The 13111-nt window shown below is 69.1% G+C and carries 13 protein-coding genes; 10 read left to right on the forward strand and 3 right to left on the reverse strand.

Annotated elements, in window-relative coordinates; translation table 11 throughout:
* The first annotated feature begins 5 nt into the window (after nt 1–5).
* The 10 genes from baeS to ACZ75I_RS18670 all read left to right on the forward strand — a co-directional run bounded on the left by baeS (nt 6) and on the right by ACZ75I_RS18670 (nt 10592).
* A complete protein-coding gene (baeS, locus tag ACZ75I_RS18625; RefSeq protein ID WP_346476471.1) occupies nt 6–1397 on the forward strand; it encodes a sensor histidine kinase efflux regulator BaeS in 1392 nt (463 codons plus the stop codon).
* The gene (locus ACZ75I_RS18630) at nt 1394–2083 is read left to right on the forward strand and encodes a response regulator (protein WP_180869420.1); all 690 of its coding nucleotides are present in this window, start codon (nt 1394–1396) and stop codon (nt 2081–2083) included. The genes baeS and ACZ75I_RS18630 overlap by 4 nt, the downstream gene beginning before the upstream one ends.
* Nucleotides 2084–2230: 147 nt before the next feature.
* Nucleotides 2231–3052, forward strand: a complete 822-nt coding sequence (locus ACZ75I_RS18635; protein ID WP_180869419.1) for a nucleotidyltransferase domain-containing protein — start codon at nt 2231–2233, stop codon at nt 3050–3052.
* 142 nt (nt 3053–3194) lie between these two features.
* Nucleotides 3195–3725 carry a gamma carbonic anhydrase family protein gene (locus ACZ75I_RS18640; RefSeq protein ID WP_061479018.1) on the forward strand — a complete coding sequence of 177 codons (531 nt, stop codon included), beginning with the start codon at nt 3195–3197 and terminating at the stop codon, nt 3723–3725.
* Between the two features lie 123 nt (nt 3726–3848).
* Nucleotides 3849–4538 (forward strand): RDD family protein, encoded by a 690-nt coding sequence (locus ACZ75I_RS18645; protein ID WP_072168016.1) that lies wholly within the window; start codon nt 3849–3851, stop codon nt 4536–4538.
* Nucleotides 4535–5527: a stage II sporulation protein M gene (locus tag ACZ75I_RS18650; protein ID WP_180869418.1), complete on the forward strand. Its 993-nt coding sequence runs from the start codon at nt 4535–4537 to the stop codon at nt 5525–5527. Before ACZ75I_RS18645 ends, ACZ75I_RS18650 begins: the two co-directional genes overlap by 4 nt.
* Nucleotides 5517–7133 carry a DUF4129 domain-containing protein gene (locus ACZ75I_RS18655; RefSeq protein ID WP_472958501.1) on the forward strand — a complete coding sequence of 539 codons (1617 nt, stop codon included), beginning with the start codon at nt 5517–5519 and terminating at the stop codon, nt 7131–7133. The genes ACZ75I_RS18650 and ACZ75I_RS18655 overlap by 11 nt, the downstream gene beginning before the upstream one ends.
* On the forward strand, nt 7130–8314 hold the full coding sequence (locus tag ACZ75I_RS18660) for a DUF4350 domain-containing protein (protein WP_061479014.1): 1185 nt from the start codon (nt 7130–7132) through the stop codon (nt 8312–8314). Before ACZ75I_RS18655 ends, ACZ75I_RS18660 begins: the two co-directional genes overlap by 4 nt.
* Nucleotides 8311–9297, forward strand: a complete 987-nt coding sequence (locus ACZ75I_RS18665; protein WP_180869416.1) for an AAA family ATPase — start codon at nt 8311–8313, stop codon at nt 9295–9297. The genes ACZ75I_RS18660 and ACZ75I_RS18665 overlap by 4 nt, the downstream gene beginning before the upstream one ends.
* Nucleotides 9294–10592, forward strand: a complete 1299-nt coding sequence (locus ACZ75I_RS18670; RefSeq protein WP_180869415.1) for a DUF58 domain-containing protein — start codon at nt 9294–9296, stop codon at nt 10590–10592. The genes ACZ75I_RS18665 and ACZ75I_RS18670 overlap by 4 nt, the downstream gene beginning before the upstream one ends.
* 85 nt (nt 10593–10677) lie before the next feature.
* Here the strand turns inward: ACZ75I_RS18670 and ACZ75I_RS18675 are convergent, their stop codons facing one another.
* The 3 genes from ACZ75I_RS18675 to ACZ75I_RS18685 are packed head-to-tail and all read right to left on the reverse strand — an operon-like array spanning nt 10678 to nt 13083.
* Nucleotides 10678–11325 carry a hypothetical protein gene (locus tag ACZ75I_RS18675; protein WP_472958502.1) on the reverse strand — a complete coding sequence of 216 codons (648 nt, stop codon included), beginning with the start codon at nt 11323–11325 and terminating at the stop codon, nt 10678–10680.
* Nucleotides 11325–12503, reverse strand: a complete 1179-nt coding sequence (locus ACZ75I_RS18680) for a glutathionylspermidine synthase family protein (protein WP_139727962.1) — start codon at nt 12501–12503, stop codon at nt 11325–11327. Before ACZ75I_RS18680 ends, ACZ75I_RS18675 begins: the two co-directional genes overlap by 1 nt.
* A gap of 7 nt (nt 12504–12510) precedes the next feature.
* A complete protein-coding gene (locus ACZ75I_RS18685; protein WP_472958503.1) occupies nt 12511–13083 on the reverse strand; it encodes a DUF1190 domain-containing protein in 573 nt (190 codons plus the stop codon).
* Between the last annotated feature and the right edge of the window lie 28 nt (nt 13084–13111).

A 13111-nucleotide genomic window follows, 5' to 3' on the forward strand; every position in this document is an offset into this window, starting at 1 on the left:
CGGCGATGGCGAAGATTCGACTCAAATTCGGCCTGACCGCGAAGACCTTCCTCGCGATCTTCACCGCCTGCCTGCTGGTGCTGGCAGTGAACGGCATTGCCAGCCGCGTGGCGTTCCAGACCGGCTTCCTGGACTACCTCAATGACCAGGGCGATCTGCGCATGCAGCGGGTGATGCCGCACCTGCAGCGCGAGTACAGCGCGCACGGCGGCTGGGAGCATCTGCGCGGCGACAGTGACCGCTGGGCGCGGCTGCTGCGCCCGGACCTGGCCCATGGGCACGAGGGGCCCGTGCCACCGCTGTCCGACCAGACCGGCGTTCCCTCCCGCCTGGGCCTGTTCGATGCACAGCATCGGTTCGTAGCCGGCAACCCGGATGCCACCAGCGACGACGAGCCGCACGCCGTGCAGGTGGACGGGCACACGGTCGGCTGGCTGGGCATGGTGCCGTTCCAGACCGTCATCGCCACCAACGACCTGAACTTCTACAACACCCAGGTGCGCGCGTGGTGGGTGATCGGCATCGCGCTGCTGCTGGTGACGGTACTGCTGGCCTGGCTGGTATCGCGCGCGCTGCGCCAGCGCCTGGCCAAACTGGCGGCGGCCACCCACCGGCTCGCCGCTGGCGACTACGCCACCCGCATCGAGCGCACCAGCGATGACGAGCTGGATGCACTGGTCAACGACTTCAACCGGATGGCGCAGGCGCTGGACGACACCGAGCGCAACCGCCGTGCCTTCATCGCCGACATCTCGCACGAACTGCGCACGCCGCTGGCGGTGGTTCGTGCCGAACTGGAAGCCATCGAGGACGGCATCCGCCCGTTGGACCGCGCCAACCTCGGTGCCCTGCAGGGCGAGATCCGCCAACTGGGCAAGTTGATCGACGACCTGCACGACCTGTCGATGACCCAGTCCGGCGGCCTGGCCTACCGCTTCGCGCCGCTGGACCTGGCGGCGCTGCTGCGCAGCGAGCTCAATGGCATGCGCGTGCGCTTCTCAACGGCGGGGCTGGCACTGGAGGAGGACCTGCCCGCCACACCGCTGCAGGTATCCGGTGACGAACGGCGCCTGCAGCAGGTGCTGGCCAATCTGCTGGAGAACGCATTGCGCTACACCCACGCCGGGGGCCGCGTACGCGTGCAGGCAGCGCGCGCGCCTGCCGGCGTGCAGCTGATCGTGGAAGACACCGCGCCAGGCGTGCCGGCCGACAAGTGCGCGCTGCTGTTCAAGCGCTTCTACCGGGTGGAGAGCTCGCGCAACCGGGCCAGCGGCGGCAGCGGGCTGGGCCTGGCCATCAGCCACAACATCATCCTCGCCCACCACGGCCTCATCCACGCCGAGCCCTCGCCGCTGGGCGGGCTGCGCGTGGTCATTACCCTGCCGGAGCCTGCATGAGCCCGTCCCCCGCCGCGTCCGCGAAGATCCTGATCGTCGAGGATGAGCCACGCCTGGCCTCGGTGCTGCGCGACTACCTGGCCGCCGCCGGGATGACCAGCGAATGGGTGGACGATGGCGGCCAGGTGATCGACGCATTCGCGCGCTACCAGCCCGACCTGGTGCTGCTGGACCTGATGCTGCCGCAGCGCGATGGCGTGGACCTGTGCCGCGAACTGCGCGCCAGCAGCGATGTGCCGGTGATCATGGTCACCGCACGGGTGGAAGAGATCGACCGCCTGCTGGGCCTGGAAATCGGTGCCGACGACTACATCTGCAAGCCGTTCAGTCCGCGCGAAGTGGTCGCACGGGTGATGGCGGTGCTGCGTCGCTACCGCCCGGACCCCGATGCGCGGGCCAACAGCGGGCTGCATATCGACGAACCGGCAGCCCGCGCCACCTGGAACGGCAAGGGCCTGGACCTGACCCCGGTCGAATACCGCCTGCTGCGCACGCTGCTGGCCACGCCGGGCCGGATCTGGGCGCGCGACGAGCTGCTCGACCGCCTCTATCTGGACCATCGCGTGGTGGTCGACCGCACCGTCGACAGCCACGTGCGCAACCTGCGCCGCAAGCTGGCCGACGCCGGCATGGAAGGCGAACCGATCCGTTCGGTGTATGGCATGGGCTACAGCTACGAACCGTGATCGCGTTCGCCGGGCTTGGCCCGGCGCTACCCCGTCATGCCTCGTCGACGAACGTCACCCTCTGGTAGCGCCGGGCCATGCCCGGCGAGCGCAGCGATGCAGACCTGCGCTACAGTCGAGAACGCTCGACATTAAGAACACAACTGCATGGACGACATCCACCCGATCGCGCCGGACAAGCGCGCCGCCATCCTTTCCACCCTGGCCGACATCGAACAGCGCTACGACGTACGCGTGCTGCTGGCCTGCGAATCCGGCAGCCGTGGCTGGGGCTTCTCTTCGCCGGACAGCGACTACGACGCACGCTTCATCTACGTGCATCGCCAGCCGTGGTATCTCAGCGTCAACGAGAGCACCGGTCCCGGCGAAGCGCAGCGCGATGTGATCGAACTGCCGATCGACGATGAGCTCGACGTCAGCGGCTGGGACCTGCGCAAGGCACTGCGGCTGGTCTCAAAATCCAATCCGACACTGATCGAATGGCTGCGTTCGCCGATCGTGTACCGGCAGGACGACGCCGCCGTGGTGCAGCTGTGGGAGGCCGCAAAGTCCTTCTATTCGCCGCTGGGCACGTGGTGGCACTACTTCAGCATGGCGCGCTCGAACCATCGCGGGTACCTGCGTGGCGAGATGGTACGCACCAAGAAGTACCTGTACGTGCTGCGCCCACTGCTGGCCTGCCAGTGGATCGAGCACGAGCAGACACCTCCGCCGATGGCCTTCGAGGATCTGCTGGATCGACTGCTGCCGCATGGCCCGGTGCGTGAAGCCATCGATGCCCTGCTGGTAGTGAAACGCGCCAGTGCCGAGGTCAATGCCGGACCCCGCATCGCGGCGATCAGCGATTTCATCGATCATGAGCTGGCCACCCGGACTGCGCAGGCGCCACAGCTGCCCGTTGGACACGGTGATGCGGCGTGGCTGGATGAGCTGTTCCGGCAGGTGCTGGCCAAGCACGCGCCGGCATGAAGAGCCGCAGCTGCTTCCGGTCGTGCCGGCCGCTGGCCGGCAACCCCAGAATTCCAGGTACGCCCATTGACGTTGCCAGCCAGCGGCCGGCACTACCACACGGGTATCATCGTCGCGAACGCCCTGATTTCCGGAGACACCGATGAACCCGCTGCGCCCCTTCCGCGACAAGATGCCCGTCCTCGGCGAGCGCGTGTACATCGATCCGGCCTGCACCGTCATCGGTGACGTGGAGCTGGCCGAGGACGTATCGGTGTGGCCGGGCACGGTCATCCGCGGTGATGTCAATCACGTGCGCATCGGCGCACGCACCAACGTGCAGGACGGCACCATCATCCACGTCAGCCACCACAGTCCCTACAACAAGGCCGGCTACCCGACCCTGATCGGCGAAGGCGTGACCGTCGGCCATGGCTGCATCATCCATGCCTGCACGATCGGCGACTACAGCCTGATCGGCATGGGCGCCTGCATCCTCGACGGTGCGCGCGTCGAGCGCCATGGCTTCGTCGGCGCCGGTGCGGTGGTCGGCCCGGGCAAGGTGGTCGGCGAAGGCGAGCTGTGGGTGGGCAATCCGGCCCGCCCGGCCCGCACGCTGAGCGACAAGGAGATCGAGTCGCTGCACTACTCGGCCGACCACTACGTGCGGCTGAAGGACGAATACCTGGGCTGAGCAGCCAACGCCGCCATGCGGCTCTGCTAAAGTCTGGGCCCGACCAGGACCTGTCGAGACCCCCATGCCTGTGGCTGCCTGCCGGAGAGGACTCCGGCGCCCACAACGAAGGCCATCGCACTGATGGCCGCACCGATGCTCGATACCTACCGCGAGGTGGTGACGCCGGAGGGTGTGCCGCTGCAGCTGCCGGCAGCCGGCCCGGTGCCACGGGCGATGGCGTGGCTGGTGGATCTGGGCGTGCGCATCGCGGTACTGGTGGTGATGTCGATTCCACTGGCACTGCTGGATTCGTTCGGCTCCGGGCTCGGCCTGGTGCTGATGTTCCTGGTGTACTGGGCCTACCCGATCGTCTGCGAAGCGCTGTGGGGCCGTACGCTCGGCAAGCGCGCGCTGGGCCTGCGCGTGCTTGCGCGCGATGGCGCGCCGGTAGGCTGGATGGCTGCCATCACCCGCAACCTGCTGCGCACCGTGGACATGCTGCCGTTCGGCTATGCACTGGGCCTGATCAGCAGCCTGTTCGATCCCCATGGCCGTCGCCTGGGCGATCTGGTGGCCGGCACCGTGGTGGTGCATGCGCCCGCGCTGTACCTGCCGCCTCCGCCCACCATCGACAGCGTGCTGGCCCCGCCGCAGCCGCTGCGACCGGAAGAGCAGGCCGCGCTGATGGCCTTCGCCGAGCGCGCGCCACGGCTTTCGGCGGCCCGCCAGCAGGAACTGGCCGGCATCGCCGAACCGCTGACCGGCACCCACGGCCAGGTCGGCGTACTGCGCCTGTATGCCATGGCCAACTGGCTGTTGGGGCGGCGATGAAGCAGGAACAGTTCGTCGCCCGCTACCAGCAGGAATGGCAGGACCTGGAACACTGGCTGCTGCTGCGTGCTGGTGCTGCGCGGCGCACGCGGCGCAAGGCCAGCGCGCTGGCAGTGGACGACGCCGCCTTCCCGCAGCGCTACCGGCGCCTGTGCCAGCAGCTGGCACTGGCCCGCGAGCGCGGCTACAGCCCGCAGCTGGTGCAGCGCCTGCAGCAGTTGATGCAGCAGGGCCACAGTGTGCTGTACCGCACGCCGCCGACGCGCTGGCGCGGTGCACTGGAATTCCTGGTGGCCGACTTCCCGCTGCTGGTGCGCAGCCAGGCGCGCAGCATGTGGGTGGCACTGGCGATATTCGCGCTGCCGGCGGTGGCCTGCTTCGTGCTGGCGCAGCTCTACCCGGACCTGATCCACATGGTGATGGACAACCGCCAGATCGCCGAGATGGAGCGCATGTACGATCCAGCGGCCGAACGCCTCGGGCGTGACAGCGGCACGGACTGGATGATGTTCGGCCACTACATCCTGAACAACATCAGCATCGCCCTGCGTACCTTCGCCAGTGGCCTGCTGGCCGGCCTGGGCACGCTGCTGGTGCTGCTGTTCAACGGCGTGATCATCGGTTCAGTGGCCGGCCACCTGCAGCACATCGGCCATGGCGATCCGTTCTGGCGCTTCGTCGCAGGCCATGGTGCGTTCGAGCTGACCGCGATCGTGATCGCCGGCGGTGCCGGCCTGCAGCTGGGCATGAAACTGCTGGCCCCCGGCCGGCGCAGCCGCCTGGATGCCCTGGTCGAAGGCGGCCGCATCGGGGCCCGGCTGTGCCTGGGCGTGGCGTTCATGCTGCTGGTGGCCGCGTTCATCGAAGCGTTCTGGTCGTCGATTGCCGAAGTGCCGGCGTGGGGCAAGTTCAGCGTGGCCGGCGTGCTGTGGGCCGGCGTGCTGCTGTGGCTGTGGCGCGGCGGGCGCGGAGGCGGCAATGCGCATTGACCGCCTGGACGTGGCGCTGCGCGCGCGCAGTGGCTGGGAAGCGATGGAGCTGGGCAGCGCCCTGTCGCGCCGCCACGCACGTGCGGTGTGGGGCAGCTGGCTGCTGGCCAGTGCGCCGCTGTTCGTGATCTTCAACGCGTTGGGCTGGTGGCTGGATGCGTTCGGCTGGGCCTGGCTGGCGATGTGGTGGTGCAAGCCGCTGTTCGAGCGCGCACCGCTGTACGTGCTGTCGCGCGGCATCTTCGGTGAGCCGGTGGGCGCGCTGGCAGCGCTGCGTGCGCAGCGCAGCTGGGGCAATGCAGGCTTCTGGGGCTACCTGGGCTGGCGCCGCTTCAGCGTGCTGCGCAGCCTGTGCCTGCCGGTGAACCTGCTGGAAGGCAACGCGCCGGCCCAGCGCGGTGCACGCCGCCGCGCCGTGGCGGCCGGTGCTGCGGGCGCCGCCGTCGTGCTGACCGTGGCCTGCATGGCCTTTGAAGGGGTGCTGGTGTCCGGCGCGATCGGCGCGGTGTTCATGTTCATGCCACTGGAGCTGATGTCCGAATCATGGCGTGCCGCATGGGACATGATCGGCCAGGACACGCCTGCCTGGGCGCAGCTGGGCTTCAACCTGGCGTGCTGGCTGGCATCGGTGCTGATCGGACCGTTCTATGTCGGCGCCGGCTTCGGCCTGTACTTGAACCGGCGTACGCAGATGGAAGCGTGGGACGTGGAGATCGCCCTGCGCCGCCTGCGCGAGCGGCTGCTGCCGGCAGCATCGACGCTGGCGCTGCTGCTGTGCCTTGCCCTGCCGCTGGCCTCCGCGCCAGTGCATGCGCAGGACGCGCAGACAGTCGCTGAGCAGGCCGGCGATGCCGAAGAGGACGAGGGCCGTGCGGAAGAACCCGCCACTGCGGCCAACGATCCGGCCAATACGCCGGCGATGATCTTCGGTGCGGCGCCGGTGGACACCGCCGGTTTCCGCCAGGCGGTGAACCGCGCCTATGAGGATCCGCTGCAGCGCCCGACCCGCCAGGTCACGCGCTGGAAGCCGATCGAACAGGCCGAGGAAAAAAAGAAGGAAGACAAGGCGCTGCAGAGCGACGGCAGCGACAAGGGCGAGCGCAGCAACCGCAAGGCCAGCATTGCCTGGCTGGCGCGCCTGGCCGAGTGGGGCCTGTGGGGCCTGCTGGGCGTCCTGCTGCTGGTGCTGTTGTTGACCGCCCGTCTGTGGCTGCCGTGGCTGCGCGGCAGTGGCCGGCGCAAGGCCGAGGCTGCACCACAGGTGGTGGAGGAACAGGTGGAGCTGCCGGTCGTGCTGCCGCCGGACGTGGCCACCCAGGCCGGCCTGCTGTGGGACCAGGGCCGGCCGCGTCAGGCGCTGGCCCTGCTGTACCGCGCCAGCGTACGCACCGTGGGCGAGCGCAGCGGCATCGCGCTTCCGCCCGGTGCCACCGAAGCGCAATGCCTTCGCGCCTCGCGGCGCATGCCCAATGCCACCGACCGTGACCTGTTCGCGCGCATCGTGCGCATGTGGCAGTACGCCGCCTACGGTGGCCGCCTGCCCAGCCGCGCCGATTTCGATGCATTGGCCGACACACTGCGCCAGCAGTACCGGTGGCTGGCATGAGCCCGCGCCTGTTCTGGTCGCTGTTGCTGGGCGGGCTGGTGCTGCTCGGCGTACCGCTGACGATCCTCTTTCTGCGCACGCATGAGCGGGTGACCGAGACCGTGCAGCTGCCGCCGCAGGGCGAAGCTGGCTACAACCCGCTGTACGTGCTTGGCCAGGCACTGCGCGCCGATGGCATCGACGTGCACTCGCGGCCGCGGCTGGACCTGCAGCAGATGGCGCTGGGTCCGCGCGATACGGTGGTGCTGCTGCAGGACAGCAGCGAACTGCCGGCACCGGCGGCCAGGGCCCTGCTGGCCTGGGTCGATGGTGGTGGCCATCTGCTGGTGCGTACGCCGCCACCCGCAGAGGACGACGCCAGCAGTACGCAGGGACCGCTGCTGGACCAGCTCGGCGTGGACAGCCTGTACCAGCAGAGCGACTGCCAGCCGTTCCACGTCATCGACGATCCCAGCCATGTGGAATTCTGCGGTGGTCGCCGCTTCACGCTGGGCTTTGCCGCCCGTACACAAGCCGAACGGCGTTGGGGCAACGAGCGCAACCTGGTGTTCGCGCGACTGCGCCACGGGCAGGGCAAGGTGAGCGTGCTGGCCGACATGGAGTTCATGCGCGGCGAGGTGGATTCGCCGGCAGCACGCCTGGCGTCGGCTGCGGGCAAGGCCAGCGACGGCCTGCACGATCTCTCGCACCGCGACCTGACCCGTTATCTGCTCGATCCGAACTATGGCAAGGGCACTTTCTGGCTGGTCTACGCCAGCCGCCCGCCGTCGCTGTGGGCGCGCCTGTTCTACCAGGGCTGGCCGGTGTGGGCGCCGCTGCTGCTGGCCCTGCTGGGCTGGCTGTGGGGCCGTTCGCAACGCTTCGGCAGCCGCCTGCCGTCGCCGGTGCTGGAACGCCGCTCGCTGCTGGAACACGTGCGTGCCAGCGGCGAGCTGCTGCTGCGCTTCGGCCACGGCGCGCGCCTGTACCACGCCGTGCTCGCCCTGTTCCTGCATCGCCTGCGCCTGCGCGCACCGGTGGCTGCCGCACTGGAGGGCGCCCCCCGCGAACAGGCCATCGCCGAACTGCTGAAGTGGCCGCAAGGCCGCGTTGCCAGCGCGCTCACGCCGCCTCCGCCGCACGATTCCTCCGCCCTGCGCGAGCGCATCCGCTTGCTGCTCCAGATGAGATCCCTGCTATGACCGAAGCCCCCGAGCTGCCGGCGGCCGCCAACGCCCGCCTGATCGAACGCGTCGATGCCATCCGCGATGCCGTCGGCCACGCCTTCATTGGCCAGGCCGATGTACTGGACCAGATCCTGGTGGCCCTGCTGGCCGGTGGCCATGTGCTGATCGAGGGCGTGCCCGGGCTGGGCAAGACCCTGCTGGTGCGGGCACTCGCGCAGGCGCTGGAGCTGGATTATGGCCGCGTGCAGTTCACCCCCGACCTGATGCCCAGCGACGTCAGTGGCCATGCGGTGTACGACCCGAAGAGCGAGAGCTTCAGGATCCGCCGTGGCCCGGTGTTCACCAATCTGCTGTTGGCCGACGAGATCAACCGTGCGCCGGCCAAGACCCAGTCGGCACTGCTGGAAGTGATGCAGGAAGGCCAGGTGACCATCGAAGGCAAGGCGTTCACCCTGGCGCCGCCGTTCATGGCGCTGGCCACGCAGAACCCGCTGGAGCAGGAAGGCACCTACCCGCTGCCAGAGGCACAGCTGGACCGCTTCCTGCTGAAGGTGCTGATCGACTACCCGCAACTGGAGGACGAGAAGCGCATGGTGACCGCGATCACCAGTGGCCGTGCCGCCAGCGATTTCGACCTGAGCCAGGTGCCACGCGTGCTCGGTGCCGGCGAACTGCTGGAACTGCAGCGTGCGACCGCGGCGATCACCGTCGATGACGAAGTGATCGACTACGCGGTCCGGATTGTGGCGGCCACGAGGCAGTGGCCAGGCATCGCGGTCGGCGCTGGCCCGCGCGGCAGCATCGCGCTGGTGCGTGCCTCGCGCGCGCAGGCGGTGCTGGCCGGCCGTGACTTCGTCACGCCCGACGACGTGCGCGACATTGCTCGCCCGGCACTGCGCCACCGCATTGCACTGGCCCCGGAGCTGCAGATCGAAGGCCAGGACGCCGACGACGTGCTGGGCGCACTGCTGGCCAAGGTGGAAGCACCGCGCCGATGAGGCCTGCCCCGCTGCTGCTGGCGCTGCTGCTGGCCTGGGCCGCCCTGGGCGGCCTGGTGCTGGGCGGGTTGCTGCCGCGCTGGAGCTGGGCGCTGGCCGCGGCGGCCATCGCGTTGCCTGCGCTGTTCGACCTGTGGCGGCAATCGCGGCGTCCGTCGCCGCAGGTACAGCGCGAACTGCCCGAAGCGCTGGCGCTGGGCGTGCGCCGCGAGGCGGCGCTGCGGCTGCAGGCCGAGCAAGCGATGACGGTGCAGGTGTTCGACCTGGTCCCCGGCGGCTGGCCGCTGGAATCGCTGCCACAGCGCGTGCGCCTGCGGGCCGGTAGCGCCTCCACGCTGCACTATCACCTGCAGCCGCTGCAGCGCGGGCACTTCCGCTTCGAAGGCGTGCACCTGCGCATGCGCTCGCCGTGGCGCCTGTGGTGGCAGCAACGCACGCTGCCGCCCGCACTGGACGTGCGGGTCTATCCGAACTTCGTCCCGCTCACGCGCTTTGCGTTGTTCAGTGCCGACCAGGCCTCGCGGCTGGTCGGTGCACACGTGAAGCGCCGCCGTGGTGAAGGCACCGACTTCCACCAGATGCGCGAGTATCGCGTCGGCGACAGCCTGCGCCAGCTGGACTGGAAGGCCACCGCGCGTGCGCGCAAGCTGATCTCGCGCGAGTACCAGGACGAGAAGAACCAGCAGTTGCTGCTGATGCTCGACAGTGGCCGGCGCATGCTGGCCAGCGAAGGCGGGCTCTCGCACTTCGACCATGCCTTGAATGCCTCGCTGGTGGTGGCCTACCTGGCGCTGCGCCAGGGCGATGCCGCCGGCCTGTTCGCTGCCGGTGGCGAACGCCGCTGGGTCGCGCCGCAGCGCGGCATGGGCACGGTCGAGCACCTGCTGCGCGCCAGCTACGATCTGCAGCCACGCGCGGTGGCCACCGACTACCTGGCCGCCGCCACCGAGGTATCGCTGCGCCAGCGGCGACGTGCGCTGGTGATGCTGGTCAGCAACGTGCGCGATGAAGACATCGAAGACCTGCTGGCGGCGGTGCGCCTGCTGCAGCGGCGCCACCTGGTGTGCGTGGCCAGCCTGCGCGAGCGCGAGCTGGACGGCGTGCTGGAGGGCGAAGTGCAGACACTGGAAGACGCCACCCAGGCCGGTGCCGGCGCGCTGTACCTGCAGCAGCGCGCGAAGGCGCACGAAGCGCTGCGCAGCGAGAAGGTGATGGTGCTGGACGTCACCGCCGACGCCCTGCCCGGCGCGCTGGTGGAGCGCTACCTGGCGGTGAAGCGCGAAGGGCTGCTCTGAGCCGAGCGCGGGCTCGGCTCTACACGGATCGGGTTGTCTGTAGCGCCGAGCCCATGCTCGGCTGCCGGCCAGCGGCCGGCACTACCTACCCCTGCAGCAAGCGCCGCTGCAACCGCTCCACCGCACGCTGCAGCAGCACCCGGTTGCGGGCCAGCTTCATCCACTGCGGCAGGCGCGAGATCATGGATCGATGATGGCCGCGGCCTTCGCGCAGCGTCGCGCCCGCGTATTCGTGCAGTGCCTGCAGATGTTCGGCGTTGTAGGCCCACAGCAGGCCCGCGCGGGTCGATTCGACCAGGCGCAGCGGCAGACCGAAATGCGGATCGGCAGGCTCGGCGTCACGCAGGGGACGCGTCAACACCGTGACCTCGGTGCTGCGATCGCACTGTGCGCATCGGGCGGGGAAGGAGGCAGGCGCGGGAATGCCGGCGGGAATCGGCCGACACACATGCAGCCACTGATGCCCGCAGAATCCACAGGGCTGGCGGCCCAGAATGCGGACTGCACCCACCCAGTCGCCGCTGTCCAATGCAGCGCTGCAAGCGGTGCAGCGGAAACGCGCGGTCCATCGATAGGGTTCCCAGCGGGCGATCACCCAACCGGGGGCATCGCAGCGGTGGCAACGCACCGCGACGCGGTCCGCGAAGGCCTGCAGGCTGCGCCCGTCATCGAAATGCCGGCCCGGCGCAGGCGTGGCACGTCCATGCCGGCCAGGCCAACGCCGCACCGTCATCAGACGTAGATCCGCGTCGGCGCCTCGTCGACGATCGCGTGCGGCACGAAGCGCGCACTGTCGCGGGTGATCGCGCTGTCGTCCTCGCGGATGCCGATGCCACAGGCGTGGTCACCCACCACCCAGCTGCCGATCAGCGGGTAGCCGCCTTCGAAGCGGGTCAGCGGATGGGCGCGCTGGATGATCGCCGGGCCGTCATAGGGACCGTCGCTGCGCTGGGTGCTGCCATCGGCCAGGTGCATCTCGATGTTGGCACCTTCGCGCGAGAACAGAGGCTTGCGCACCCAGCCCGGGGCCAGCGTGCTGCCGTCATCGAAGTGCGCCTCCAGCAGGTTCGGATGGCCCACGTTGCGCTGCCACAGCAGCGGCAGGATGCCCTTGTTGCTCAGCACCGCCTTCCAGGCCGGCTCCAGCAGCTGCACGCCCGAGCCAGGCAGCGCGCGGCCGAACTCTTCGGCCATCAGGTCTTCCAGCGGGTACAGCTTGAACAGCGTGCCGATCACCGAATCATCCAGCGCGGTGAAGCGGCCGTCCTCGGACAGGCCGATGTCCTCGATCGCGATGGCCTGGCCATGCAGGCCGGCCTGCGACGCGCAGTCGCGCAGGTACTCGACCGTGCCACGGTCTTCTTCCGAGCTTCCCACCGCGCTGAAGTACAGCGGCGGCGGCAGCTGCGTGGCCAGTTCGCCGAAGCGCTCGACCAGTGCCTCATGGATCGCATTGAACTGGTCGGCATGCTGCGGCAGGCGGCCGGCGTTGCGCTGGTCTTCCAGCCACTGCCACTGGAAGAAGCTGGCCTCGAACAGCGAGGTCGGCGTGTCGTAGTTCAGCTCGTACAGCTTGGCCGGACCGGTGCCGTCGTAGGCCAGGTCCAGGCGGCCGTAAAGGTGCGGCTGGCGCTGGCGCCAGCTGTCGGCGATCCAGTCGCGGTAATGCGACGGAATCGCCAGCTGGTCCATCAACCGCTCGCTGCCGATGACATCACCGACCAGATCCAGCGCCATCTGGTGCAGCTCGGCACTGGGGTCTTCGATGTCCTGTTCGATCTGGCGCAGGGTGAACGCGTAGTACGCGCTTTCATCCCAGTAGGGCTGGCCATCGATGGTATGGAAACGGAAACCCGCTTCCTCCGCGCGTGCCCGCCACTGGGCACGCTCGGCAATCCGGATGCGCTGCATGGGTCGATCAGCCGCCGTAGCTGCCGCTGGTGCTGCGGCGTGCGCTGGTGTTGCCGAAGCCACCACGGCTGGCAGTGACCGCACGGTTCGGTTCGCTGGTGACCGGTGCCAGGCCGGCCTTGCCGGCGCCGATGCCGCTGGCGGTGTTCAGGCCACCGGTGCCGCCCGGTGCCGGGCGCGCCCAGCCAGCGTTCTTGTCCTGGTAAGCCGGTGCCGACGCCGGCGCCTGCGGGGCGAGGCCGCCGCGGTTGCTCAGCATCTGCGACATGAAGAAGCCCATCATCATCGGGCCGATGAACGAGGTGCCGGCCGAGGTGTGCTGCTGCACGCACTGCTCCGGCTTGTAATCCTTCTCGCAGGCTTCCTTGCTGGCGTACTTCGGCGCCGCATCGGCGGCCTGCGTCTGCGCTTCGGCGAAGGCATTGCGGCACGACGACGGGTCGCCGGTGGCCTCGGTGCAGGCCTCGACCGAGGTGTACAGGCCTTCCTGCACCTTCACTTCCGGCTCCTTCTGGCAGGCGGTGAACAGCAGCGGCGCGGCGCTCATCATCAGCAGCGCGGTGGTGCGGGAACGTTTCATGGCCTCATGCCCTGTCGACGGATCAATG

The sequence above is a fragment of the Stenotrophomonas sp. X genome, assembly GCF_055721025.1.